The organism is Pseudoduganella sp. SL102 (assembly GCF_027856995.1).
Taxonomy (GTDB): Bacteria; Pseudomonadota; Gammaproteobacteria; order Burkholderiales; family Burkholderiaceae_D; genus Rugamonas; species Rugamonas albidiflava.
Genome location: NZ_CP115554.1, coordinates 3,034,160 through 3,059,690 on the forward strand (window position 1 = coordinate 3,034,160; position 25,531 = coordinate 3,059,690).

At 65.6% G+C, this 25,531-nt stretch carries 17 protein-coding genes; 11 read left to right on the top strand and 6 right to left on the bottom strand.

Features of this window, described 5'->3' with window-relative positions:
- Window positions 1–47 precede the first annotated feature (47 nt).
- Entirely contained in the window at window positions 48–338 is a 291-nt protein-coding gene (locus OU994_RS13010; protein WP_281611074.1) for a hypothetical protein, read from the top strand.
- Window positions 339–560: 222 nt separating this feature from the next.
- Here OU994_RS13010 and OU994_RS13015 read toward each other — a convergent pair whose 3' ends face one another.
- Window positions 561–1,178, bottom strand: a complete 618-nt coding sequence (locus OU994_RS13015) for a hypothetical protein (RefSeq protein WP_281611075.1) — start codon at window positions 1,176–1,178, stop codon at window positions 561–563.
- Window positions 1,179–1,646: 468 nt separating this feature from the next.
- Here OU994_RS13015 and OU994_RS13020 point away from each other — a divergent pair, with 468 nt between their 5' ends.
- The 3 genes from OU994_RS13020 (at window position 1,647) to OU994_RS13030 (ending at window position 7,982) form a co-directional block, all read left to right on the top strand.
- Window positions 1,647–3,608 (top strand): bifunctional diguanylate cyclase/phosphodiesterase, encoded by a 1,962-nt coding sequence (locus OU994_RS13020; RefSeq protein WP_281611076.1) that lies wholly within the window; start codon window positions 1,647–1,649, stop codon window positions 3,606–3,608.
- Between the two features lie 174 nt (window positions 3,609–3,782).
- Complete coding sequence (locus OU994_RS13025; RefSeq protein WP_281611077.1) at window positions 3,783–6,242, top strand: sensor domain-containing diguanylate cyclase; 2,460 nt, start codon at window positions 3,783–3,785, stop codon at window positions 6,240–6,242.
- A 120-nt stretch (window positions 6,243–6,362) separates the two neighbouring features.
- Window positions 6,363–7,982: a methyl-accepting chemotaxis protein gene (locus OU994_RS13030; RefSeq protein ID WP_281611078.1), complete on the top strand. Its 1,620-nt coding sequence runs from the start codon at window positions 6,363–6,365 to the stop codon at window positions 7,980–7,982.
- Between the two features lie 111 nt (window positions 7,983–8,093).
- Here OU994_RS13030 and OU994_RS13035 read toward each other — a convergent pair whose 3' ends face one another.
- Both OU994_RS13035 and OU994_RS13040 read right to left on the bottom strand, forming a co-directional pair.
- A complete protein-coding gene (locus tag OU994_RS13035; RefSeq protein WP_281611079.1) occupies window positions 8,094–9,239 on the bottom strand; it encodes an MFS transporter in 1,146 nt (381 codons plus the stop codon).
- A gap of 292 nt (window positions 9,240–9,531) precedes the next feature.
- On the bottom strand, window positions 9,532–10,851 hold the full coding sequence (locus OU994_RS13040; protein WP_281611080.1) for a diguanylate cyclase: 1,320 nt from the start codon (window positions 10,849–10,851) through the stop codon (window positions 9,532–9,534).
- 354 nt (window positions 10,852–11,205) lie between these two features.
- Here OU994_RS13040 and OU994_RS13045 point away from each other — a divergent pair, with 354 nt between their 5' ends.
- Window positions 11,206–13,383 carry a TonB-dependent siderophore receptor gene (locus OU994_RS13045; protein WP_281611081.1) on the top strand — a complete coding sequence of 726 codons (2,178 nt, stop codon included), beginning with the start codon at window positions 11,206–11,208 and terminating at the stop codon, window positions 13,381–13,383.
- 39 nt (window positions 13,384–13,422) lie between these two features.
- Here OU994_RS13045 and OU994_RS13050 read toward each other — a convergent pair whose 3' ends face one another.
- Window positions 13,423–14,247: a DUF1080 domain-containing protein gene (locus OU994_RS13050; protein ID WP_281611082.1), complete on the bottom strand. Its 825-nt coding sequence runs from the start codon at window positions 14,245–14,247 to the stop codon at window positions 13,423–13,425.
- Window positions 14,248–14,595: 348 nt separating this feature from the next.
- Between OU994_RS13050 and OU994_RS13055 the strand changes: the two genes are divergently transcribed.
- A complete protein-coding gene (locus tag OU994_RS13055) occupies window positions 14,596–16,203 on the top strand; it encodes an EAL domain-containing protein (RefSeq protein ID WP_281611083.1) in 1,608 nt (535 codons plus the stop codon).
- Window positions 16,204–16,294: 91 nt separating this feature from the next.
- Here OU994_RS13055 and OU994_RS13060 read toward each other — a convergent pair whose 3' ends face one another.
- Entirely contained in the window at window positions 16,295–18,967 is a 2,673-nt protein-coding gene (locus OU994_RS13060) for an EAL domain-containing protein (protein ID WP_281611084.1), read from the bottom strand.
- A 400-nt stretch (window positions 18,968–19,367) separates the two neighbouring features.
- Here OU994_RS13060 and OU994_RS13065 point away from each other — a divergent pair, with 400 nt between their 5' ends.
- Together OU994_RS13065 and OU994_RS13070 are read left to right on the top strand one after the other, a co-directional pair.
- Window positions 19,368–20,150, top strand: a complete 783-nt coding sequence (locus tag OU994_RS13065) for an aldolase (RefSeq protein WP_281611085.1) — start codon at window positions 19,368–19,370, stop codon at window positions 20,148–20,150.
- A gap of 16 nt (window positions 20,151–20,166) precedes the next feature.
- The gene (locus OU994_RS13070; RefSeq protein ID WP_281611086.1) at window positions 20,167–21,051 is read left to right on the top strand and encodes a dihydrodipicolinate synthase family protein; all 885 of its coding nucleotides are present in this window, start codon (window positions 20,167–20,169) and stop codon (window positions 21,049–21,051) included.
- A 75-nt stretch (window positions 21,052–21,126) separates the two neighbouring features.
- On the opposite strand, the gene OU994_RS13075 is transcribed toward OU994_RS13070, so the two are convergent.
- Entirely contained in the window at window positions 21,127–21,669 is a 543-nt protein-coding gene (locus tag OU994_RS13075) for a helix-turn-helix domain-containing protein (protein ID WP_281611087.1), read from the bottom strand.
- Between the two features lie 308 nt (window positions 21,670–21,977).
- Between OU994_RS13075 and OU994_RS13080 the strand changes: the two genes are divergently transcribed.
- From OU994_RS13080 to OU994_RS13090, 3 genes are read left to right on the top strand one after another with little or no spacing between them, the layout of a single operon-like run.
- Complete coding sequence (locus tag OU994_RS13080; protein WP_281611088.1) at window positions 21,978–22,889, top strand: SLATT domain-containing protein; 912 nt, start codon at window positions 21,978–21,980, stop codon at window positions 22,887–22,889.
- Window positions 22,882–23,745, top strand: a complete 864-nt coding sequence (locus tag OU994_RS13085; RefSeq protein WP_281611089.1) for a hypothetical protein — start codon at window positions 22,882–22,884, stop codon at window positions 23,743–23,745. Before OU994_RS13080 ends, OU994_RS13085 begins: the two co-directional genes overlap by 8 nt.
- Window positions 23,742–25,529: a hypothetical protein gene (locus tag OU994_RS13090; RefSeq protein WP_281611090.1), complete on the top strand. Its 1,788-nt coding sequence runs from the start codon at window positions 23,742–23,744 to the stop codon at window positions 25,527–25,529. Before OU994_RS13085 ends, OU994_RS13090 begins: the two co-directional genes overlap by 4 nt.
- Window positions 25,530–25,531: the final 2 nt, after the last annotated feature.

The following is a 25,531-nucleotide window of genomic DNA, read 5'->3' on the forward strand; positions in this document are numbered from 1 at the left end:
ATGGGTTGGCGACCGCATGATGATGCCAAGCGTGCGCCTGGCGCGCAATGCCTTTTCCAGCGCTGGGCGCAAGACATTTCACGGCGCCGCACGCCGCGCCGGTGAAACCGTCGGTTCGTGTTGCCGAGGATATCGGCAAGCTGCCCGACCGCTCGGTCACCGAGGTGCTGCAGTGCGTGGTCGGCGTCATGAAAGACCGCCGCATGGCGGGCGATCCGGCGCAGTTCACGGTCGAATGTTCGGGCTTGAAGATCCGCGGCCAGACCTATGTGCGTTCGGAATTGAATGTACGCGACTCTCTTTCTGCTAACGGAGGCCGTTCGTTGAAGTCGGCATGATCGGCCTGCCGCTCGCGGGCCAGGTCCGGTTGCGGACCATCCTGCCGTCGCCATTGCGCGCAGGCTGGCGGCGACGCGGGGCCGGGGTACGCTCAGGCAGGCTGAACGCAAGCGCCGCCCGGCACGGCGTGGCAGCGCGCCTTCGTGGGACAGCGAGCAGAACCAGGCATCCACTCGCAGCGCGAAGTAGTGCTTGGCGTCGCGTGCCGGGAACCGGGTGCATCAGGAGATGCGCCTGCCACTGCCTTCTTTTGACAAGACCCTCTCGATGACATCGCTCCCGAGTCCTTCCCGGCGCAGCATGCGTTCGGCCCGTTCGCGGCCCAACTCCTGCGCGAGCGCGATCGCAGCCTGCACGACCGCTGCGGCAACCAGGTCCTGTCGGCGACCTGCATGGCAATAGAACAGGCTGATGTCCGCATCGAACGGTATCTCCGCGGCTATCGACGGCGCCGACCGTGGCAACGTCGGGACGCGGCCCGGATGCCCATCGACAAGGCGTTCGATCACGCTCTCGGGAATGTTCGCCGCACGCCAGTAGGCGCGAGCGTCGTCGACCCCCAGCATTTCCATGAAAATCAATCCTGTTTCGACCTGCCGCGACACCAGCGCATTCCTGCGAAACTCCTGCGTCGTCCGCTTCCCTGGATGACTCTCGTGCGAAGGATGTGCGCATGGGGCCTGGCAGGGATCTGCCGGGACCGGCAAGACCGCGGTGCCCGCGTTCGCCATGGTGCCCATATGCTCGTGCAGGCCCGGCGCGGGTTCGATAGCCGAGCGGCAAGACGAATCGTTCACGCGCCGGCCCGTTGGCTGTTGCGCAAACAGGCTGGTGCGCATTCTTCAGACCAAACCTTGCGCGCCGAGGGCAGCGGTGCAGGGCGCCACCTCGTCGGGACGCTGCATAATCGCCCGTAGCGCCCCGATGGAGCCATTGACCAGGAACGGCCCGGGAAGAGCGACAAGGCTGCGGACATGTGATTGACGTTTTGATACTGTATGAATATACAGTATAGACGAAGTTGCTCCTTGTTTCCAGGTACTGGCTTCATCTAGCGTCGTTTCGTTCCCGCCACGTTGCAGGCGAGGACAAGCATACTGAAGCTAGCGTGGACCGCGGCTTCGCGGCCGCCTATACCGTCTCGCGGCAGTGCGTAGTGAAGAGCTGGGGGTACGTTTCGACGACGGCCTGGCACTGTCCCCCGTTCCGTCCCTCCAATGCGACGCCATCTCTCACCAAGAGCAGCTTGTCGGAACGAGCGCACTCGTGCTTTGCCACAGTTCGCCAGACATTATTTTGCAGTTATCATGGCTGCACTACTGGATGAGAAGCAACTCTTTGTCCAGGACGGCGATGAGGACAGCGAAATGAGCGATTACGCACGCCCCCCGCGACCCGATGACGAGGAAGAACGCCTGAGCGCCTTGAGCGCGGCGCAATTGCTCGACACGCAGCCCGAGGAAGTATTCGACCGGGTGACCCGCATGGCCTGCGCCGTGCTGGGTGTTCCGGTCAGCCTGATTTCACTGGTCGACAAGGACCGGCAATGGTTCAAGTCCAGCTGCGGCCTGGACGCCCGCGAGACCGGCAGGGACGTGTCGTTTTGCGGACATGCCATTCTTTCCGACGCGCCCTTCATCGTCGACGACACCAGCGAGGACGCCAGGTTCGCGGCCAATCCGCTCGTCACGGGTCCACCGGGGATACGCTTCTATGCAGGGATTCCCATCCATGCGGGCCCCAGCCGGATCGGCACGCTGTGCATCATCGATACCGCCCCGCGGACACTCGTCGCGCGTGACATCACGCTGTTGAAGAGCATGGCACGAACAGTGGAGGATCTGCTGTATGTCAGGCAAGCAACGCTGGAGTCGGTCCACTCCCTGAACGACTGGATGCGGCATTACGGGGATGCGTCACGCAGCCGCGTTCAGGCATTGCGAAACCTGGTCCTGCGCGACCATCTGACCGGCCTGCCCAGCCGCGTGGCGATCGACAGCGCCATCAGGGATGGCCTCGGGGAGAGTGAACACAAAGGATCAGGGCTGCTGGCGGTGATCGACATCGATAACCTGTCCGCGGTGAATGAGCGGCTGGGGCACGATGCCGGCGACAGCCTGATCGCCTTGACCGCTGAACGCCTGCTCCAGGCGTCCGGGCCGGCTGACGTGGCAGCACGCATCGGTGGCGGCATGTTTGCTTTCCTGATGCGCGACGCACCCGATTATCGTTCGGCGGTTGCGCGGCTGGCGGAAATCCATGAACTGCTGAATCGGGCGTTCGAAGGCACCCACGGCTCGATACGGTGCAGCCTTACCACGGGGTACGTAGCAGTGGGGCGGCAGGAAGCCGATCCCGAAGCCTTGCTCGATACGGCGCATGAGGCCGTGCGGCAGGCGAAAGCGCTTGGCCACGGCCTGATGAGTGCCTATAACCATGCGCTGGGCCGTCTCGGCCATCGGGCACTGGAACATGACCTGCGCGCGGCGATTGCAACGGACCAGCTTTACCTGGTGTATCAACCCAAGATCGATTTCGACAGCGGCGACCTGGTCGGATGCGAAGCCTTGCTGCGCTGGCGGCATCCGTCGCTCGGGCTGGTCGCACCGTGCGACTTCATTCCGGTAGCCGAGGAAAGCGGCATCATCGTGCAACTCGGCCGGTGGACGCTCGACGAAGCGTGTCGCCAGATCCGGCGGTGGCTCGATGCGGGAGAAGTGGCACCCAGCGTCGCGGTCAACTTGTCGCCGCGACAGTTCCTGCACGGCGATATCGTGGAAGGCGTGCGGGCGTCGCTGGCGGCCCACGGCGTGCCGGCCGGCTTGCTGGAACTGGAGCTGACCGAAACGGTCGCGGTCCGCGACATCGACCGTGTCATCGCCATCATGCATGAGCTGAAACGGCTGCACGTCAGTCTCAGCATCGACGATTTCGGCACAGGTTTTTCCAGCCTTTCCTACCTGATGCGGCTCCCGGTCGACCAGCTCAAGATCGATCGCTCGTTCATCAGTCATCTCGTCACGGACCAACGTGCGCAGGCGCTCGTGAAAGGGGTGATCGACATCGGCGATGGATTGGGAATGCGCGTCATTGCGGAAGGCGTCGAGACGGCCGCCCAGGCGTCGCTGCTGTCGGTGCTCGGGTGTTCGGTCATGCAGGGGTATTTTTTCGGCCGGCCGATGTCCCCGGACCAGCTCGAGGAAGTGCTGCGGGTACCTGCCGGCAAGAGGCGAACAGGAGCGCTCATGCGCAGTGCCGATGGGGCCTGACCAGGCGGTCGGCCCGTGCGCAAGCGCGTTCGTGCGGCAGTGGCGCGTCGTGGGCATCGGCAATGGACGCAGGACGATCTGCCCGCGACGACCGTGCCTGGTGATCTGCGCGCCAACGTCTGATCAAGGGGCGGTAAGCTGGCGATCGTCACCCTCGAGACATGAAGGACATGATTGACTGACTACCTGAAAACCGATCGGCTCCTCGGGATGCTCCTTGTGATCCTCGGGTTCAACACCATGCTCGGCTGGCTTCTGCGGGTACCTGCCATGGTGGAGATCGTTCCAGGTCTCGTCCCCATGGTCTTCAATACAGGGTTGGGATTCGCGCTCGCGGGCACCGCGCTGATCGCTGGTGACCGCCGTGCGGGCACGGTACGTGCGCTCATCGGTTGGGCCATGCTGCTGCTGTACAGCATCACGCTGGCCGAACATGTCCTGGATGCCACCCTTGGCGTGGACATGGCGTGGGTCCATCAGTGGTATGACTACGGCAACACCCGCCCTGGCCGGATGGCGCCCAACAGCGCATTGGGTTTCATGCTCATCGGCGCTGTCAATGCCGCATCGAGGTGCGTGCATTCGCGTGCCAGGGCGCGCATCGTGGTCATCCTGACCCTGTGTATCCTGACCATCGGCCTGACAGGGCTGGGCGGGTACCTGCTGGCGCCCGACCTGCTGTTCGGCTGGTCGCGCTCCGCCAGGATGGCCGTGCATACCGCCAGCGGCATGATCGTGGCAGCGATCGGGATCTGGGCCGGTTGGTCCGCCAGTACCTGGTACGCCGACACCCGGTTCTTCACGGAGGCGGGCAAGGTGCGCCTGCTGGGAACCGCCATCCTGATCGTTGTCACGACCACGGTCGGCCTGGCCGGCTTCGTGCTCATGCAGGAATCGCTGGAAAAGGCCATCGAAGGGCGCCTGCTGTCCGTCGTGCAAAGCCGCGGACCCTGGCTGGCAACGATCACCCGTGAAACGGTCCAGCATGCACGCAGCGAACTGCGAATGGTGGAAGCCGTCGAAGCCGCCATGCCCCTGTTGCGCCCGTCGCCGGCCGGCCGCCCGCCGCTTGCCTTCGACCGCGCGGCCCGGCGCCTGCTGGCGGAAGGTTATCCGCACGTCGCTGTCGAGGATGCAAACCGGCATGTCGTCAGGGAAGCCGGCGAATTCGAAGCGCCTGCGCAGTTCGTCGCCGTGCTGGACAAGGACGGCACTGAACTAGTCTGGAATGGCATGCCCATGCTGCGGGTCCGCGCCCCCGTGATCGAGGGCGGCCAGCTCATCGGCTACCTCCGGCTCGACAGGTCGTTGCAGTCATTCAATTGGGTGCTGTTCAATGTCGCGACACTGGGCGAGACCGCGGAGGTGTCCGCCTGCGTGCGGCAAGGCGGGCAGATGGTCTGCTTGCCGAACCGGCAGCATTCGCGCCCGTACCGGCTTGGTCTGGCGGAAGGAGATCGCCATCGCGACTTGCCGATGGAATACGCCCTTCGCGGCAAGGCCGGCGTCATGTATACGCTCGACTACCGCGGCCACAATGTGGTGGCGGCCTACGGCGCAATCGTCCCCGGCATGGGGTTTGTCGCCAGGCAAGATACCGTCGAGGCGTATGCGGTCATCCGCCGGGCGCTGGCAGTCGGCGTCCCGATCGTCCTGCTGATTGCCCTCGGCGGCGCTTACGTCCTGTACGCGCAGACCAATCCGCTGGTGACGCGCATGCATGATTCGGAGCGCCGCGCGGACCAGTCCGCCGCGGAGATCCGCACCCTGATGAACGCCGTAGCCGACGGCATCATGACCGTTGGGGGCGATGGCAGGGTGCATTCGGCCAATCCCGCGGCATGCACGCTGTTCGGCTACGCCGACGAAGGGCTCGCGGGGCGCCATGTCGAGGGCTTCATTCATTGTGCCGTGGCGGATGGGCGCAGCTCGGGCGACGGTCACGCGGCGAAGCATCGACTCGCACAGCTGGTCGGCCGGGCCAACGTACAAGTGGAGGGGCAACGCAGCGATGGCATGCGATTTCCGCTTGAACTGGCGGTGACCGCGGTCAACGTCGAGGCGGACAAGCGTCTCGTGGTAATCATGCGCGACATCACCGAGCGCCAGGCCCTCGAGCGCAAGCTCGAGCGGATGGCGCAGTACGATGCGCTGACAGGGTTGGCCAACCGCACCCTGTTCGTCGACCGGCTGCGTATCGCACTGGCCCGCAGCCAGCGCCTGCAATCGTCGCTGGCGCTGCTGTATATCGATCTCGATGGCTTCAAGCAGGTGAACGACACGAAGGGACATCACGCGGGGGACGAGCTGCTGCTTGCCGTGGCGCAGCGCATCACGGCAATGGTCCGGCGTACCGATACGGTCGCCCGGTTGGGCGGCGACGAATTCACCGTCCTGCTGGAGGACGTGAACGAAGCGGGCCGGAATGCTCTCGCGGTGGCGGAAAAGATTCTCGCCGAGCTGCAGGTGCCGTTCCCGCTTGGTGCGGCCAGTGTCCGGGTCGGTGCCAGCATCGGCGTGGTCGTGCAGAACGGCGCCGGGCCCGCGACCGATATCGAGCGCATCGTGCAGTTGGCGGATTCCCGCATGTACCTGGCCAAGCAGGGTGGCAAGAATCGGGTCATTGGTCCGTGACCTCCCGGCAAGAGACTATTTTCAACTTGTTAGCTTCCTTCCATCGGGTTCGTGGCGTCGTATCCGTTAAGTCTTTCAAATACCTGGGATGTGTTTGCTAAAAACTTGAAAGGCTACAGCGTGAGAGTCAAAGATTTGTCGATTGCCAAGAGACTGGGCATGGGATTCGGCGTCGTGAGCGTCTTGCTCGTTTTCCAGATCGTGATGAGTAACATCATGCTTGGGCGCATGGATGCGAGCACCGATGCGATCGTGCATGACCGGATGCCAAAGATCCTGGCGACCAAGGACATGCTTCTGGAAGTGAACGATATCGCCATCGCTTTGCGCAATATGATACTGACGCCCGTCGCAGCCGACCGGACGGCGCAGATGGACGAAGTCAAGGCGTCGAGAACCGCGATCGTCGCCATCCTGGGCTCGCTGGATGGATCGATCAAGCGACCCGAGGCACGGGCACTGCTGGAACAGGTCAGGAAGGATATGGATACCTACGTCGCTGGCCAGGATCGGCTGATCCAGCTCGTCAACGACGGAAATGCGGACGCGGCGCGAGCGCTGTTGAGCACGGAGCTCCGGCCCTTGCTGGCGCGCCTCAAGGGTGAGGCAAATGACCTGGTCAGCTTCCAGAGGGGGTTGAGCGATGAGGCGGCCGCAGCCGCCGCGGCAACGCACACCGAGTCGAGATTAGTTTCCATCGTCATCGGTGTGCTCGCCGTCGCCTTCGCTGGCGGCGTGGCCTGGTGGATCACGTCGTCGATCGTGCGACCCGTACGCCGCGCCCTGGAAGTCGCCAATACTGTCGCTGCTGGCGACTTGACCAGCCAGATCGACGTCGAGACGGCGGATGAAATGGGGCAGTTGCTGCAGGCGATGAAAGCGATGAACGACAGCCTGGCGCAGACGGTTGCGACGGTTCGGTCGGGTACCGACACGATCGCGACCGCGGCGGCGGAGGTGGCTACCGGCAGCCAGGACCTGTCGGCGCGCACGGAGCAGCAGGCCAGCTCCCTCGAAGAGACGGCGTCGTCGATGGAAGAGCTGACGTCGACCGTGAAGCAGAGCGCCGACAATGCCCGCCAGGCAAACTCGCTCGCGGAGAGTGCTTCCACCATCGCTACCAGGGGCGGCGACGTGATTGGACAGGTCGTCACGACCATGGACGATATCCGTGCCTCGGCGGCGAAGATCGGCGACATCACCAGCGTCATCGACAGCATCGCGTTCCAGACCAATATCCTTGCGCTCAACGCGGCTGTCGAAGCTGCTCGCGCCGGCGAGCAGGGGCGGGGCTTCGCCGTGGTGGCAAGCGAGGTGCGGAACCTGGCGCAGCGTTCCGCGGCAGCCGCCAGGGAAATCAAGCAGCTGATCGGCGATTCGACGGAAAAGGTCGCCAACGGTGCCGCGCTGGTAGCGCAGGCCGGCGCCACAATGGCGGAAATCGTCTCGAGCGTGAATCGTGTCACTGGCATCATGGGCGAGATCACCACGGCCAGCGCCGAGCAGACTGCGGGGATCGAACAGATCAACCAGGCGGTGGGAGAGATGGATTCGATGACCCAGCAAAACGCCGCACTGGTCGAGCAGGCCGCGGCGGCATCCGAAACCATGAGCGAGCAGGCTGGCAAGCTGGCGGAGGCGGTGTCGGTATTCCGCTTGCACTCGGCTCACGCGCCGCTGCGCAGCGATGCCGGACGCCCTTCGTCACCGGCGAGGCATCCACGACTGGCAATGAGCTGACGAGAAGCGTTTGATGATTGCGGCCTGCAACACTCCACAAGAGTTCGCCGCGAAAAAGGTTCGGCTTCGACACGCAGATCGCTCGTCACCCGCTCCCGGCCGGATCCCGGCTCAGGAATGGGTCAGCACGGCCCGGTCTGCCCGGCCCGGCAGGAAGCAGGCGACCGCGCAGGCGGCGATGGCGGCGGCGGCCAGACCGAGGCTCGCATAGCCCGACAGCTTCACCACCGTGCCGCCGAGGATGGGGCCGATCGCCGCGCCGGTCATCAGCATGGCCGGTGTCGCGCCCACCGCGCGGCCGCTCGGGTCGAGCGCCGCCAGCAGCCCGAACGCGAAGGTGTGGGTAAAGATCATCACGGCGGCGAAGCACGCCGCGCCGGCGGCATAGGGCAGGAAGGTCTGGCTCTGCGTCATCAGCAAGGCCAGCACTGCCTGGACGACGGGACCGCACACCAGCACCACGCGTGGATTGACGCGCTGTTGCAGGAACGCGGCAAGCGGTGCGGGAAGCAGGTTGACGAAGCCCAGTGCGATCAGCACGCCCGCCACGGCAGCGGCGTCGAAACCCCGCTCGGCGCCGATGCGCTCTACGAAGGCGAAGATCATCGCCTGGACGAGGGCCATGCAACTGACGCCGATCGCCGCCAGCCATACCGCGCGCGGCAATTTGCCCGCCATGCGCTGCGCCTCCGTGCTCGCGGCGCGGGACGTGGGGAAGGCCAGGGCGGCGACGCAGGCGGCAAAGGCCATGATGCCGCAGAAGCTCCAGAACAGCGCCGGCGCGCCAAAGGCCGCCACCAGCTTCGGCACGCCGCCCATGAACAGGATGCCGAAGACGCCCAGTGAGAAGCCGACGATGGCGAACAGCCGGTGCGGGTTGCCGCTGCCGCCGATGGTCGCATGCGTCACGCTCAACGCGGTCGCGGCAGCCAGTCCGGCCACCACGTGCAGCACGGCCATCGCCGCATAACCGTCGACCAGCCCGACAGCGCCGAAGGCCAGCGCCGCCACGGCGAAGCCGCCGGCCGCGGTGGCGCGTGCGGGCATGCGGACCGAGCGGGGAGCGACAAACAGGCTTGCGCACACGGCGCCCACCAGGAACAGGGTGGCCAATCCGCCCGCCTGCTGCGGGTCCAGGCCGTAGCCGCTGATCAGCACACCGACCCAGACCGGCAGTGCGACCAGGTCGACCATCCCGGCACAATGCGCCACCATCAGGCAGGCGCGGCCAGCCCGGCTTTCACTGGTTGTTTTCATTCTTGTCTCCTGTATTTTTGGGCCGTTCGTGCGAACGCACCGGCAGGCCGCGCCGATGCGCCTGCCCGCGGCGATTCACTCACCGTTCACGCGGCATGGGACGCCGCGAGACGAGTGCCCTTGTATTTGTGTGTGCTTGCAACGGCTCCTCAATGTAGCGGTGGCATGTCACCGTCACAAGTCGGACCTTTCGATTGCAGGTATCGGCCAGGACGATGGATACCGTCCACCGATAGCGCCGGCGTGCCGGAAAGCGGGCGTGCGTTCCGGCGCAGAGCCGGCGTTTCCCCTGCTAGGAGGTGGCGGACTGCAGGATGACTTCCACCCGATCGCGCCCGCCCGACTTGGCAAGGTACAGGGCGGCGTCGGCGCGCTTGATGGCTTCGCCGAAGTCTTCGCGGGGAGCCAGGGCGGTGACGCCGAACGAGGCGGTCACTTTCAGGCCGCATGGCCAGTCATGCCGGGACATGGCCAGGCGAAGCTTCTCCGCGATCCCCGCAGCCAGCTCCGCAGTCGTGCCGGGGCAGATGATCAGGAATTCCTCGCCGCCCCAGCGCACCAGTTTGTCGCTGGAGCGGATCGCCTGCGTGACCACCTCGGCAAAGGCGCGCAGCACGTCGTCGCCGGCGGCGTGGCCGAAGGTATCGTTGATCGACTTGAAGTGGTCCAGGTCCATGAAGATGATCGACACGCCCTGGGTCATGTCGCCGGACCGGTTCCATTGCTTGAGAAGGAGTTCGCGAAGGCCTTGCCGGTTTAGCGCGCCTGTCAGCGGATCCAGGAAAGCCTGGCCGGCCAGTTCGCGTGTTTCCAGTTGCAGCGTTTCGTTCAACGCACTCAGTGCGGCCAGCCGGGCCTCCCTGTTTCGCAATGTCGAGCGCAAGTGCAGGGCACCGAGCAGGGGCCAGACGATGCCGCAGCAAAACCATGCGGCGGTCAAACCCATCAGCAAATGATTCTGGCTGATCCACTTGCCGTGGAACCGGATCGAACGAAGGTCGATCTCGTGCTGGCCGACCTCGTTGGCCACGCCGCTCGACAGCTCGACGGTCGTGACGTTGTCCAGCCGTACGCGCGATTCCTGCAGTGAACGGTTCTGCAGCTTGACCCACCATGTGGCGGTATGCAGGAGGTCGTAGGGAACGGACAGCGCGCCGTTTTCCGGCACGTCGAATTCGATCTCGTTGACTTTCTGGGAATTGAGTTCAGCGAGATTGGATATGCCCTGCTCGAAATTGCGCAGGTACAGGCGCAACCGACGCGGTCCGGGTCCCCGGTGCCTGACGTCGAGGCTGATGCTGTCGAAATCGGACATGTCCATCCCATGCGATGCGTGGCCCAGGGTGAACCGGATACTGCAATACGGCCACTCGAACTTGCGGACCAGCGTGCAGCGCATCTTGATCACATTGCCTTCCACGACATGCGAAACGATGCTCCCGCCGTGATCCTTGGCATCGTCGAGGACCTGGTAGCTGAAATCACCGTTGGCGGACAGTTCCACCACCCGTTCCATGCCGTAGTGCTGCCATGCCAGCAGGCCGACCGTCAGACAGGTGAGCACGCCCACGAGGTAGTGCATCCATTTCAAGGCTCGGGCTGACAGTTCCATCGTTGTTCCATTGTTGTGCTGCACTGGCAGGCCGGATACGGCGCGGCAACGCATTGGCCATCACGGCCGGGCATGCCACATGCGGAGTGCTGGCAATTTCCCAAGGGCAACAGTTTGCCTCAGCCTTTGCCGGTAGTAAATCGATTCGCGACGCCTATGGCCACGCAACAACGAAATCGGTCGCTAGTTGCTGGAACATTGCCGATTCCGCCTCGACGGCAGTGGGCTGGGCAAGTTCTTCCGAAAGTGGGAGTCTTCGCTCCCCAAATGCGAATGATTCGTATTATTTGCGAACCGTCTATAATGATGCACCATTTTTTCTCACTGCCTTCCATGATCCCGTCCGCGTTTCCCATGACTTCCTTCACGCCCATCGCCTGCGCCGTGGCACTGCTTGCCGCGGGTACCGCGCATGCACAGGAAAGCGGAGCCCCGGCGCCGCAAACCATGCAGACCGTCGTGATCAGCGCCTCGGCGGACGCGTCGGCCGAGGGGCTGACGAAGGCCTATTCGGGCGGCCAGGTCGCCCGGGGAGGGCGGGTCGGCCTGCTGGGCAACGTGGACATGATGGATACGCCGTTCAACGCCACCAGCTACACCCAGCAGCTGCTGCAGGACCAGCAGACCCACAGTGTGGCGGATGTCCTGCAGAACGACCCTGGCGTGCGGGTCACGCGCGGCTTCGGCAACTACCAGGAGATGTACGTGATCCGTGGTTTCGCGGCCAACTCCGACGACCTGGCCTACAACGGTTTGTACGGCATCCTGCCGCGCCAGTATGTGGCGACCGAGCTGCTGGAACGTGTGGAAGTCTTCCGCGGCGCCAGCGCTTTCCTGAACGGCGCCGCGCCCGGTGGCGGCGGCATCGGCGGTTCGATCAACCTGCTGCCGAAGCGTGCCGGCAATGCGGCACTGACCTCCGTCACGGCCGGTATCGAATCCGGTGGACAAGGCTATGCGGCGGCCGATATCGGCCGGCGTTTCGGGCCCGATGGCCGCGCCGGCATCCGCGTCAATGCCGTGCGCCGCGATGGCGACACCGCCGTGGACCGGGAACAGCGCGAGCTGTCGCTGGCTTCCGTGGGGCTGGACTGGAATGGCGGGCACTACCGCCTGTCCGCCGACGTCGGATACCAGGATCACCAGCTGACGGCTGCCCGCCCCAGCGTCAATGTCAACGCCGGCGTGCCGGTTCCCGTCGTGCCGGATGGCCGCAGCAACTACGCGCAGCCATGGACCCATTCGAACGAGCGCGACACGTTCGGCACGCTGCGCGGCGAGCTCGATCTTGCCAGGGACACGGTTACCTGGGCGGCGTTCGGCGCACGGTCGGGGCGCGAGTCGAACATCCTGGCCGCGCCGCGTGTCGCCGCGGCCGACGGCACCGCCGCGATGTACCGCTTCGACAACGAGCGCAAGGATACGGTGCGTACCGGCGAAGTGGGTGTTCGTACGAGGCTGCGCACCGGTGCCGTCGGCCATGCCATCAGCGCCACGGCGACAGGTTTCTGGAGCGATTCGCGCAACGCGTACGCGATGAGCAATTCCACCAGTGCCGGCATGTTCCGCACCAGCCTGTACGCGCCGGTGGACAACATCGCGCCGGCGGCCACCTACCTGGTCGGCGGCCGCCTGGATGCGCCCCTAACCACCAGCAAGACCATCCTGTCGAGCTATGCGATCGCCGATACCCTGTCGCTCCTGGACGAGAAGGTGCTGGTCACCGTGGGGCTGCGCCACCAGCGGATCAAGGATTACAGCTACAACTACAACACGGGTGCGGAAACGTCCGCGTATGACCAGAGCCGCAACACGCCCGTCGCCGCCGTCGTGTTCAAGCCCGCGAAGAACGTCTCGGTCTATGCGAACTATATCGAAGGCCTGCAGAAAGGCATGACCGCTTCCGGCACCGGCGTGATCAACCTGGGCGAGACCTTCGCGCCGACGGTGTCGCGGCAAAAGGAAGCCGGCGCCAAGTACGACGCCGGCACCATCGGCTTCACGGCCGCCGCCTTCGTCACGGCGCAGCCGCAGGCGTACGTCGTGAACAACGTGTATGGGCTCAATGGCGAGCAGCGCAATCGCGGCGTGGAGATGACGGTCTTCGGCCAGCCCGTGCGCGGCCTGCGCCTGCTGGGCGGGCTGACGCTGATCGATGCCGAACAGCGCCGCACCAATGGCGGCCTGCGCGACGGCAACGATGCGGTCGGCGTGCCGGACCGGCAACTGAACCTGAACGCCGACTGGGACGTGCCCGCCGTGCGGGGCCTGGCCCTGAATGGCCGCGTGGCCTACACGTCGAACCAGTACCTCGATGGCGCCAACCTGCAGCGGGTGCCATCGTGGACCCGGACCGACGTGGGCGTGCGTTACCTGGCCAGCCTGGGCGAGCGGACGGTGACCTTGCGCGCGCGCATCGACAACCTGTTCGACCGCGACTACTGGGCCTCCGCCGGTGGCGCGTCGGGTGCCGGCTATCTCGTGCAGGGCACGCCCCGCACGGTGGCAGTGACGGCCGCGATCGAGTTCTGAGGCGCCGCGTCGCGGCCCGGCAAGTCGCGTCGCGGGTTGTCAGGGCGGCGCCGGCGGCGCCGCTTGACCCGGTCGAGGCAACGAAGCCGTGGTGGAAAGTGGCCTCACCCAGATATTCCGGAAGCTGACTGGATCGCCATGATCCTGCAGCTTGATTGGCGCGGCACCATGCTGGCGATAGGACGGCTTGCCGGCATAGACCGTCTCTCCCTGGAGCGCGACATGATGCTGTACCAGCACGCCGTTGTGCAGGGCGGTGACATACGCGGGTGACAGCAAGGCGCCATCGCTGGCAAAGCGCGGCGCGGTCCATAGCACGTCATAGGTCTGCCATTCCCCGGCCGCGGCGCAGGCGTTCGCCAGCGGGATGTGCTGCTTGTAGATGCTGGCCGCCTGGCCGTTCGCGTACGTACGGTTGTCGGCGCAGTCGAGGATCTGGATCTCGTAGCCGCTGTCGATGCCGGTCGAGGCCAGGAACAGGCCGCTGTTTCCCTTGCCCTGGCCGCTGCCCGTGGCCGATGCCGGCACACGCCACTCGAGATGGATCTGGTAGTCCGTGAACAGCCGCCTGGTCTGGATGTTGCCGCTCCCGGCGCGCACGGTGAACACGCCGTCCTTCACGGTCCAGCTGGCCGGTTGGCCGGGCGATGCGGTCGACACCCATTCGCGAAGATCCTGCCCGCCGAACAGCACGATCGCATCCGACGGGGCGGCGGTCGGGGAGCCCGGAGCGACGCGCGCGGGTTCCGGTGCCCATGCTTCCGTGTCCTTCGGGTCCGGCTGGGGAGGCGCCTGGTGTTGCGCGGTGGCGGAAACCATCGCCGAGAATGCGATCCATGCCACGGCCGTCCTTGCAATCATCATTGATCCTGTCATTGTTTTGCCCGGCACGCCCGGGTCGGCGATGCATCCATGCCGCTTGCTTGGCGCTTCCTTGGCTTGGCACTAGCACATGCATCTACCCAAGACCCAACTGCTGGGGTCAGACCCGACGGGTCTGACCCCGGAACTTGCATCGGGGTTGGCTTAACCAAGCGGTATGTTGGCCAGGCTCGATTATGCGATATGCAACGCAGGCCGGCTAGCCGGAGGCACCCGGCGGCGGCCTGGCAGCATTGCAGCATGACAGTGCCCGCGCGCCATCGGCGCACACCGGCGACTATACTTGCAGTCAACGGGCCAGGCATCGGCTCATCGATCGCGAGTCAATTCATGAAGCAGCGCGCGGTATTTGTCGCAACGTCACTGGCGATCCTTGTCGCGCTCACGGTGCCCCCATGGCTTGCATTGCGTGAAGCCCGGCAGCAGGCCTACCGGGCGGAAGCCGACCTGGCGCTCGGCTACGCCAGCGATATCGTGCGGCGGGCCGACGATACCGAGAAACAGGCGCTGGCTGGCATCGACCAGCTGGCGCGATCGGGCCATGCTCCCTGTTCCGCCGCGTCGCAGGCGCTGATGCGGCATATCGACCTGACCTCGATCTACCTGCAGGCCATCGGCCATGTCAGGGATGGTGTCCTGGTCTGCTCATCGATGGGCAACGAGCCGGTCCCGCTGGGGGCGCAGGTGTTTCGTTCGTCGACCGGGCTAGCGCTGTACGCGAGCGTTCCGCTGGACGATGGCCTGAAGAGTCCACTTCTCGGCTTCCAGAAGGGCGACTTCGCGGCGCTGATCCACCGCGACCTGCCGCTCGACGCCTGGACGGCGGTGCCGGGCGTTTCGCTGGCGATGATGCACCTGGAATTTTCGCGCAACGGTCCGCCGGTCACCCATCGGGGGCATATCGAACGGAGCTGGCTGGCGCGGCTGGGAGAGCGCCGCGAGGCGACGATCGTGATGGACGGCCATCTCGTCGCGCTGGTGCGTTCGCGGCAGTTTCCCACGGCGGGTATCGCCGCGGTACCGGTTTCCTACCTGGACCGCCGCACCAGCGCCCTGGCAAAGCGCTTCGTGCCCGCCGGGGTGATCGCCGGCCTGGCTTTGGCGGCGGCGATCTGCATGCTGGCGCGCCGCCAGCTGTCGCTGGCCAGCGCCTTGCGCCAGGGGCTGCGGCGCAACGAGTTCTTCCTGGCCTACCAGCCGATCGTCGAACTGGCGACGGGCCGCTGGGTGGGAGCGGAAGCGTTGCTGCGCTGGCGCCGCTCGAATGGAGAACTGATCGGGCCCGATCTCTTCATTCCGGTCGCGGAGCGCACCGGAACGATCACGAAGCTGACCGAACGGGTGCTGGAACTGGTGGCGCGCGACGTCGGCGATTTCCTCGCCAGGCACCCGACGTTCCATATCGCCGTGAACCTGTCCGCGGCCGACCTGAACTTGCCGGTCACCAGGACCTTGCTCGACAAATTGCTGGCCGACGCGGGCGCCACGCCGTCCAACCTGATCGTGGAGATGACCGAACGCGCGCTGCTGGACATCGCGACGGCGAAACCGGTCATTGCCGGCCTGCGTTCCGGGGGCATCGAGGTGGCCGTGGACGACTTCGGCACGGGCTACTCGAGCCTGTCGTACCTGGAGTCGTTCGAGCTCGATTTCCTGAAGATCGACCGGGCCTTCACCGAGGCCATCGGCACGCGCTCGCCCACCGACCAGGTGGTGCACCACATCATCGCCATGGCCCAGACCATGAGACTGCGCATCATCGCCGAAGGGGTCGAAACCGAGGCGCAGGCCGAGTACCTGCTTGCGCGCGGCGTGCAGTTCGCCCAGGGCTGGCGCTTCGCCAGGGCCATGCCCTGGAACGAGCTGCGGGCCGCCTTCGAGCAGCATAATTCGGGCAGCTGGCGGACCGCGGCGAACGACGTGGCGGACGTGCGGTAACGCGGCCGGCCGCTTGCCGCATGGCGAGCCCGGCGCCGGATCGTCTTCAGCCGGATCGTCTTCAGCCGGATTATCTCCAGCCGGATCAACTTCAGCCGGAGAATGTGCTGGCGGACGCGGTGTCCGCTTCCTGTGCCAGGAACGCCTCCAGCTCGGCCATCGGCATCGGCCGGGCAAACAGGTAGCCCTGGCCTTCATCGCACGCGGCGTCGCGCAGGGCCTCCATGGCCACGGTGGTCTCGATCCCCTCGGCCACCACGGACAGGTTGAGCACGTGCGCCATGTCGATCAGCGCCCGCACGAAGCCGTCGCCGGCGGGATTCTCCGCGACGAAGGAGCGGTCCAGCTTCAGCACGTCGATCGGCAGGCGTTTCAGGTAGGACAGGCTGGAATAGCCGGTGCCGAAATCGTCGATCGACAGGCGCACGCCCAGCGCCTTCAGGCCTTGCATCACTTGCACGGACTGGCCCAGGTCCTCGATCAGCGCGCTTTCCGTCAGTTCCAGTTCCAGGGCCTCCGCCGGCAAGCCCGATTCGGCCAGTGCGGTGCGCACCTGGCCGATCAGGTCGGGCGAGCGCAACTGGCGGGCCGAGATATTGACCGACACATGCAGGGCCAGGCCGAAGCGGTCGTTGACGTGCTGCACGTCGCGGCATGCCGCTTCCAGCACCCAGCAGCCGATGGTGCCGATCTGGCCACGTTCCTCGGCCAGCGGAATGAACTCCAGCGGCGGCACGCGGCCGAACTCGGGATGCTGCCAGCGCAACAGCGCTTCCACGCCCAGCGTGCGCAGCGAGCGCAGGTCCACGCGCGGCTGGTAGTGCACCGAGAACTGCCGCTGCTCCAGCGCGCGGTGCAGCGCCGCCTCGAGTTGCAGGCGGCGCCGGGCGGCCAGGCTCATTTCCGGCTCGAAGAACTGGAACGAACCATCGCCGAGCGCCTTGGCCTTGTACATTGCCGTGTCCGCTTTCTGGAACAGCTCGTCGGTCGACGTGACATCGGTGCCGGCGTGGCTGATACCGATCGACGCGCCGACCCGCATTTCCATGCCGTCCGCGACGAACGGCGTCTCCATCGTCGCCAGCAGGCGCCCGGCGATGGCGACCGCCGCCTCGCGGCCCACGCAGCTGGCCGCGACCACGAACTCGTCGCCGCCCAGCCGCGCCACCACGTCGCCCGGCCGCATGCACGCCTGCAGGCGCTGGCCCACCTGGCGCAGCAGCCGGTCGCCGGTGGCGTGGCCCATCGAATCGTTGACTTCCTTGAACCGGTTCAGGTCGATGAAGAACACCGTCGTCTCGCCGCGGCACTGGGCCAGCATGTCCGACACGCGCCGGTTGATCCAGGCGCGGTTCGGCAAGCCCGTCAGCGTGTCGCGGGTGGCCAGCTCCTCCATCCGGGCCTCGGCGCGCTTGCGCTCCGTGATATCGGTGACGAACGCCGTCAGCGACCGTGCCTGGCCTTGCGCATCGAGTTCGATGGTCTGGTTCACCAGGGCCACCACGTGGTGGCCCTGGCGGTGCAGCAGCACCGTCTCGAGTGCATGTTCGCGCGGGCCAGTGTGGCGGACATCGAGCGCTGCGCCGGCGTGGCCACCCACCAGGATCTGCGCCACCGGCCTGCCGAGCAGCTCCTCGCGCGAATACCCGGACAGCTGGCACAGCGCGGGATTGATGTCGTCGACGATGCCGTCGCCGTTGACCAGCACATAGCCGGCCGGCGTGATGCGGATCGTTTCGCGGAAGCGCCGCTCGCTGACCCAGACCCCCGCCGGTTCGTAGAAAGCCTCGAAGCTGATGCTTTCGCGGCGTGCCATGGCGATGCGCAAGTGCTCCCCGACCACCGATTCGCTCAAGCCGCCGGCCACGTCCCACACCACCTTGCCGATCGCCGCATCGCGGTCGATGCCGGCGAATGCCGCCGCGCGATGATTCGCATACACGATTTCCCATTGCGCGTTGACCGAGAAGAAGCCATCGGTGATGCTCTCGATCAGGGTACGGTTTTGCTCGGCCATGCATTCGAGGCGCTGCAGCATCTCCTTTTCGCGCGCGATATGGCGCGAGACGAACACGGCGCCCAGGCAGTCGCCCGTGACCGGATCGGTGACCATGCGTGTCTTCGATGCCAGCGCCAGATAACGGCCTTCGGTGTCGCGCTTGCGGATCTCGATCGCGTCCGGCCGGGTCTCGCCGGCCAGGATGCGCCCCATGTCATCGTTGGCGTGGGCATGGTCGTCCGGGTGGACGAAGTCGATCGCGGGTTGCCCGATCAACTGTTCCCTTGTCCAGCCGAGGCTGCGCGTGAACGACGCTGAAATGTCGATGTAGCGCCCGTCCAGGCCACAGTAGGCCACCAGGTCGGTCGCGTTGTCGACCATCAGCCGCAGCGTCGCCGCGTCCCGGACCGCGGCCTCGAGCGCATCGCGCCGCTCCGTCATGTCGACCAGCGTGCCCGCATGGCCGCCGCCCTGTTGCCGCGGCAGTCCGGTGACCAGCACATGCCGCCGCTGGCCATCGCTGCAGGCGACCTCCAGCTCGCATTCAAAGGGCTGGCGCCGGGCCAGCACGCCATCGAGTTCGCGCGCCACGGCGGCGCCGTCCACGGTGGCGACCGCTGCCATCCAGTCCGCCAGCGGCATGCCGGCCATTTGCGGCAGCAGCCCGGGACACCACTCCAGCGGCGCTCCGCAGACACCGTCCGCATCGGTGGACCATGCCAGGTGAAGGAACTGTTCTCGGGGCGAGCTGCGTTCGCGAATCATGGTGGGACGGCCTCGTGTGATGAGCAGGGCGGGGCGCCTTGCTCGCATGCTGGATGTTCGATCGGAAGAGTGCCCAAGCCAGTCAATCGGCGGGGGCGAGAGCTCGCGAACCGCATGGCGGTGGGCAGGATGGCCGCAGTGGGAGCTGAATCGACACGGTACCACGAATAATTCCGTGCGGCAATATTCCTGCACGGATGCCGGCCGTTTGTGGCGTCCCGGCAACTTCGCCTGTCTGGCCCTCTAGCGGCCTTTACTGGGCAGGCAATGGTTGCGGCCAATGACACGACGTGTCATACTGGATTTGTCGTGTCATCGGCCGTATCGGAAAGGCCGGCGCGCGGCGGCACGCATTTTTTCCTTCATTTTTCCTTCATTTTCCCTTCACGCAGGAGCCAGGATGACCAACACACTTTCGATGACCAAGCAGGAACTCGTTTCCATCGCCCAGGAGCGCCTGGACCGGGAAGCCACCGACAACGGCTGGTCGGCGCGGCAACGGCTAGCCCTGGCTTGCCGCATCCTGTTCGACGGCGGGCATGATTCCGGCCTCGCCGGCCAGATCACCTGCCGCGCCGGAGAACCCGGCACTTTCCTTACCCAGCAACTGGGCCTGGGCTTCGACGAGATCACCAGCACGAACCTGATCCAGGTGGACCGGGACTTGCAGGTACTGGCCGGAAGCGGCATTCCCAATCCGGCGAACCGCTTTCACACGTGGATCTATCGGGAGCGCCCGGATGTCAACTGCATCATCCATACGCACCCCACGCACGTGGCGGCGCTGTCGATGCTGGAAGTGCCGCTGGAGGTGTCGCACATGGACACCACGCCGCTCCATGACGACTGTGCCTTCCTGAAGACCTGGCCCGGCGTCCCGGTCGGCAACGAGGAGGGCGTCATCATCGCCGGCGCGCTGGGCGGCAAGCGGGCCATCCTGCTGGCCCACCACGGCATGCTGGTGGCGGGCAGTTCGATCGAAGAGGCTTGCGTGCTGGCGCTGCTGATGGAACGCGCCGCGCGCCTGCAGCTGCTGGCGATGGGCGCCGGCACGATCCAGCCGATTCCTACTGCGCTGGCAAGCGAGGCGCACGACTGGATCTCGACCGCCAGGCGCGACAGCGTCACTTTCAATTATTTCGCCCGGCGCGCGCTCCGCCAGCACGCCGATTGCCTTCTCTGACACAGGAACCGTTCACATGACAACTCCATTCAAGGGCATCATCGCCTATCCGGTCACCCCGTTCCGGGCCGATGGCAGCATCGATGCCGCCATGCTCACGCGCCTGGTCGAGCGCATGATCGATGCCGGCGTGCACGCGATCGCGCCACTGGGCAGCACCGGCGAGAGCGCCTACCTGGACGACGACGAATGGCGCCTCGCCGCCGAGACATCGATCGCCGCCGTGGCCAGGCGCGTGCCGACCGTCATCGGCATCTCCGAGCTGACCACGCAGGGCGCCATCCGGCGTGCCCGGTTTGCCGAACGCCTCGGCGCCGACGCGGTGATGGTCTTGCCGGTGTCGTACTGGAAGCTGACCGAGGCGGAAATCATGGCCCACTACCGCGCCATCGGCGACGCCGTCGGCCTGCCGATCATGCTCTACAACAATCCGGCGACGAGCGGCATCGACATGTCCCCCGAGTTCATCGCGCGCATCTGCCGCGAAGTGCCCAGCGTTACGATGGTCAAGGAAAGCACCGGCGACCTGCAGCGCATGCACCGTCTCGACCAGCTGACGGAGGGCCGGGTGCCGTTCTACAACGGCAGCAACCCACTGGCTTTCGCGGCATTGAATGCCGGCGCCGCCGGCTGGTGCACGGCCGCGCCGAACCTGAATGCCGCCCTGCCGCTGGCCCTGTACGAGGCGATCACCGCCGGCGACCTGGCACGCGCGCGCGCCGTCTTCAGGCGGCAGCTGCCGCTGTTGCAGTTCATCGTGAAGATCGGCCTGCCGACCTCCGTCAAGGCCGGTTTGCGCCTGCAGGGCATCGACGCGGGCGACCCGCGCCTGCCCCTGCGGGGGCTGGACGCGGAGCACGAGGCCACGCTCGCGGCCATCCTGGCGGCGCTGGAAGAGTAGGGGAAAAGGGGGAGAAAGCGGCGGGAAAAAAGCGGCGAGTTGCGGCGCTGATGAAGGCCGCGTGGCCGCCCGCCCTTACTCGCCGTCGTGGCTGACGACGACCAGCACTTCCGCCTGCTCCTCGCCGATGCTGCGCGTCCGGTGCGGGATCAGCGCGTTGAAGTACAGCGAGTCGCCGGCGGCCAGTTCCACGGTATGGGTGGGGAACGCCACTTCGATACGGCCCTTGTGCACGAACAGCAGCTCTTCGCCCTCGTGCTCCTTGAAGGCGGACGTCGTGAATTCGCGCGGCGGAAAGACCACGAACGGCAGCATCCGTTTCGACACCGCGCCCGAGGCGATGCTCTGCACCTCGTGCCGGTCCGCATGCTGGTTGCCGAGCGATGTGCGCTCGCTGGCGCGGGTGACGGTGATGTCGTTCGCGGCGTGGCTGTTCGAGATGAGCTGCTCGATATCGACTTCCAGCGCCCGCGCCAGCTTGATCGCGACAGCGATCGACGGCACGCTCAAGCCCCGCTCGACCTTGGAAAGATAGCTCTTCGTCAGTTCCGCCCGCTCGGCAAGCTCTTCCAGCGACCAGGATTTCTGCTTCCTCAGTAGTTTGAGTCGTAACGTCATGGTACTTCTGGCGAGGTGAAAGGCGCATTATAGGTGACGAGGCGGGTGCGTTCGCTGGTATTGCCGGCGATGACGCAAAGCCGCCGACCGTTGCGTGGCACAGACGCCATGGCGCGGTCCAGCCGATCCAGTTGCGTTATGGCGCCGCTGGCACTAGCATGGATCGCAGGACAGGGGCCTGCCTTGAGCCAACGCCTGTGGCGGATCGCGCTGTCATCAGCTATTCCTGACAGCTATTCCTGACTGAATCGGCAGGCCGTTCGAGGACAGCTTGCCGGACCGAACGACCAACCCTGCAAGGACTGCGCATGCCCCCCACATCTGGCAGCCAATCGTCGTCACAGGAAAACCTTGCAGGCACCGGGCCGTACGATGCCGGCACCACCGCGCCTGCCGGCCTGCAGGAAATCTATGAAGCTCTGGAGCGGAAGGCCACCGAAGCGATGGCGTGGTATGCATCGCGACAGCGGGCCAAGAAGCGCGGGGCGCGTTACATCCGCACGGCGGCGATCCTGCTCGGCGCGTTGACCGCGATTATTCCTTCGGTGATCGCGATGATGCCGGAACGGATTTTCATCATGGGAGCGGAAATGGCGGTGGTGCGCTTCAACCCCGTGGCCACCATCACCGGTGTCGCGGCCGCCACCGCCGTCCTGTTCGACCGGTTCTACGGCTTCTCCGCCAGTTGGGGGCGTTATATCGTCACCTATCAGCGCATCCAGCAAGACCTGGACGACTTCCGGATCGGATGGCGCAAGCAGATGCTCAAGTTGAACAGCAACATGCCGCCCACGGATGAGCAGATCCTGGCGGTGTACGATTTCCTTGCCGCGTTTCTGCGATCCGTGAACGACGCGGTACGAGCGGAAACGGAAGCCTGGCTGACCGATTTCAAGAGCTCGGTCGCGGACATCGACAAGACAGTCGACGGCCAGCGGGCCGCCGCCGCGAACATCGCGGCCGGCGGTGCCAAGGGCGCGCTCTCGGTGGTGCTCGCCGATGCGGAGGAACTCGACGGTGCACGGTGGACGCTGCAGATCGACAACCGCAAGGAGGAAGTGAAGACCGGTCAATCGACGGCAACCGTGCCGATGCTGGACCCCGGCATCTACAAGCTGCGCGTGGCGGGTATCCGCAGGGGCCGGCCGGTCGCGGCGGAGTACCCGGTCTGCGTGACTCCCGGCGATGTGACCACCCTGAAGGTGGACAGGCTTGGCTGACCTGGCCGACTTGTGCCCCAACTGCGGGCATGACTACGCGCCGCACGTGGATCGCTGCGAGAACTGCCACCACGACCTCGGTGCACCCAACGTGCGTGCAGCCATGGCAGCCGGCGAACGAGCGGCACTCGAGAAACGCTGCCGCGATGCGCTGGAATACGCGGCAAGCCATGGCTATCGGCACGTCGTCGAAAAATTCAAGCAACATGCCGCGCGCTCCCGTGCCGTGATCTGCAAGAACATCGGTGCAGTCTTCGGTATCGCCGCGCAGGCAAAGGGCAGCTGGCTGATTTCCAGCTATCACGCGCAAGTCGCTGGCGGAGGCCGTGCGCCGGATGGCGACGATTGGGACTTCGCCAGGGCGCACGAGCGCCGCTGGTTCCCGAACTACTCCGACAAAATCCAGTACGGGGCTCTTTCGCTGACTGACACGGGCCTGTCTGGCTGGGGCGAGGTGTCGCTGGTACTGAACGAAACCGCGATCCGCGGCCGCGCATCGGTGGGGGAAGAGAATGCCGTGCATTTCGCGCAGCGGCTTTCCTCGGCGGAGCCGTTCCCCAAGGGCTTCCGGGCGACATGGGACGAACGCGGTGAACTGTGCGTCGCCAAGCTCTTCAAGAAAGTGGACGCCACGACCGGCGAAGCGGATTTCGCCGGCATCCTGATGTCGACACCAAGCGATCGCGACGAGGCCAACTTCGTCGAAGTCCATATCTATGGCACGCTGTTGCTGGAAGGCGTGGAATGCGTGCGTGTCGCACGGGGGTACGAAAAGGATTTCGCCAGCTTGTGGGCGACGCTGGACGACCGGGACATCCGGGTCGAGTTCTTCGACGATGAGAAGGTACAGGCATGAATGCCGTGATTTCCGGCGCATCCGGGATGGCGCTGCTGGTGGATGCCGGATCGTTCCATTCGTTTCACCTGAAAAGCCCGGACACCCGGCGGCTGCGCCAGCCGGAAGAGTATGCGCTGCTGTTCGGCGGCGATCCCAGTGTCGAGTTCCTGGAAAATGTGACGGAGGAAGAGGTACTGTCCCGGCTTCGGGATGCGGTGGAAATTGAACGCGCCACGCGCTTCATGTTGCTGCTGCTGGACGGCGCCTGGCCCACCGACGTACGTGTCGAAGCGGCAAAAAAACTCGAGGACATGCTGGACACGGACAAGGAGCAGCGCATCAAGGACCTGCTCTTCTCGCTGCCACTGCCACCCGGGGAATCCGTGCAGAGCGCATTGCTGCTGTGCCGCGGTCCGCGCGTGAAAGTGCTGCTGGCGGAATTGGTGCTGTCGCAGGAGGCAATCGCTGAAACGCGCGCCGCCTGGGACGCAGCCGTCATGCAGTCGCCGGCAAGCGAGCCCGATCTGCTTCACGCCCGCGCACTGGCGGTGCGCAGCGGCTTGTTCCGCGAGATGGTCGCCTTCACGCTCCAGCGCGCCAGGTTCGACGAGGTACGGGTGCACGCGCGCGCTACCGGCTTCAAGGAGATTCCCGGGTGGGATGCCTTGTTGAACAGCTGGGCTGCGCCGATGCATTCGCGATGGCAAGTCGCTGGCGAAATCATCGCTGCCACCTGGGGCCACCTGCGGCACCTGCACCTTGCCCGGCCCAGCAACCCGCTGCCAGGCATCGCGCCGGCCATGCAGTGGCCGCGTGCCGAATCGGCCGCGCATGGCCCCGATGCCATGGACGATGCAGCAGGCGCCGGGATGCGACGCGTCCGGCGCCTGCGCGACGGCCCGCATTGGTCATCCCTGCTGGGCATTGGCTTCGTGCTGGTTTTGTACATGCTGCAACAGGTGGCCCCTTTCGCCGTGGACGCTCAGCTGCTCCCGCAACTGGCGGGCTACCTGGTCATCATCTTCCTGCTGCTCCAGCGCGCGGGATTCCATTCCGGTGCCGCGACGTATGTGCCGCCATACGTGCCGGCCGGTGACATACAGGCGGACCACGACAAAGCCAGCGTCAGCCAGGCGCTGCTCCGTGCACAGGTCGACGCATTGAATGCGAGGATCGATGCCACCGCCGACGAGGCCCGGCGCATCCGCCGCTGGCGCAACCTGCCTTCCTGGCTGTACCTGGTGCTGGCCGTGGGTTCGCTGCTGGTCTGGTACGTCTTGCCAAACGTGATCGCCTTCGCCGTGGAGCTGCAGTGGTTCTTGATCCAGGTAGCCATCCTTGCGGCGGCCATCGTGGTCTTCCAGCTCTTGAACCACGCCTTTGGCGCATCGCGGGAGTCGCTGCGGCGCGCATTCGCGCAATCCATCGGGGCGCAGGCCGTCCGCGAGGAAGCCAGCCTTGCGCTGGCAGTCGCGCTATCGCCTGCCGGTCCTGCCCGGGAAGCCAGCGCGGGCGGGGCAGGCTGGCTGCATGTGCGCATCCCGGAAATCGACGCATTCGCGGATCGCTCGGTCGACATCATCATCGATGGCAAGGCGCAGCACCATGAAGGCACGAACAGCGTGGTACTGCGGTTGGCAACCGGATCCCATGCACTGGAGTTTGCGGGGCGGAGCAACGCTGGCCACGAGGTCCGGAAGAAGAAGCTGTTCGTCGCGGACAGCGGCACGGTGCGGGAAGCCACGCTGAGGATGTCGGCTGGCGGGCCCGGGCAGGCGGACGACATCGTGCTTTCCATGTGAAT

What these genes read in the sequence shown, in the direction of transcription:
- OU994_RS13050 (WP_281611082.1), bottom strand. Translation starts at nt 14,247, where the DNA reads ATGATGATTGCAAGGACGGCCGTGGCATGGATCGCATTCTCGGCGATG.
- OU994_RS13010 (WP_281611074.1), top strand. Translation starts at nt 48, where the DNA reads ATGCCTTTTCCAGCGCTGGGCGCAAGACATTTCACGGCGCCGCACGCC.
- OU994_RS13020 (WP_281611076.1), top strand. Translation starts at nt 1,647, where the DNA reads ATGGCTGCACTACTGGATGAGAAGCAACTCTTTGTCCAGGACGGCGAT.
- OU994_RS13055 (WP_281611083.1), top strand. Translation starts at nt 14,596, where the DNA reads ATGAAGCAGCGCGCGGTATTTGTCGCAACGTCACTGGCGATCCTTGTC.
- OU994_RS13060 (WP_281611084.1), bottom strand. Translation starts at nt 18,967, where the DNA reads ATGATTCGCGAACGCAGCTCGCCCCGAGAACAGTTCCTTCACCTGGCA.
- OU994_RS13015 (WP_281611075.1), bottom strand. Translation starts at nt 1,178, where the DNA reads ATGCGCACCAGCCTGTTTGCGCAACAGCCAACGGGCCGGCGCGTGAAC.
- OU994_RS13045 (WP_281611081.1), top strand. Translation starts at nt 11,206, where the DNA reads ATGACTTCCTTCACGCCCATCGCCTGCGCCGTGGCACTGCTTGCCGCG.
- OU994_RS13070 (WP_281611086.1), top strand. Translation starts at nt 20,167, where the DNA reads ATGACAACTCCATTCAAGGGCATCATCGCCTATCCGGTCACCCCGTTC.
- OU994_RS13075 (WP_281611087.1), bottom strand. Translation starts at nt 21,669, where the DNA reads ATGACGTTACGACTCAAACTACTGAGGAAGCAGAAATCCTGGTCGCTG.
- OU994_RS13035 (WP_281611079.1), bottom strand. Translation starts at nt 9,239, where the DNA reads ATGAAAACAACCAGTGAAAGCCGGGCTGGCCGCGCCTGCCTGATGGTG.
- OU994_RS13090 (WP_281611090.1), top strand. Translation starts at nt 23,742, where the DNA reads ATGAATGCCGTGATTTCCGGCGCATCCGGGATGGCGCTGCTGGTGGAT.
- OU994_RS13080 (WP_281611088.1), top strand. Translation starts at nt 21,978, where the DNA reads ATGCCCCCCACATCTGGCAGCCAATCGTCGTCACAGGAAAACCTTGCA.
- OU994_RS13040 (WP_281611080.1), bottom strand. Translation starts at nt 10,851, where the DNA reads ATGGAACTGTCAGCCCGAGCCTTGAAATGGATGCACTACCTCGTGGGC.
- OU994_RS13065 (WP_281611085.1), top strand. Translation starts at nt 19,368, where the DNA reads ATGACCAACACACTTTCGATGACCAAGCAGGAACTCGTTTCCATCGCC.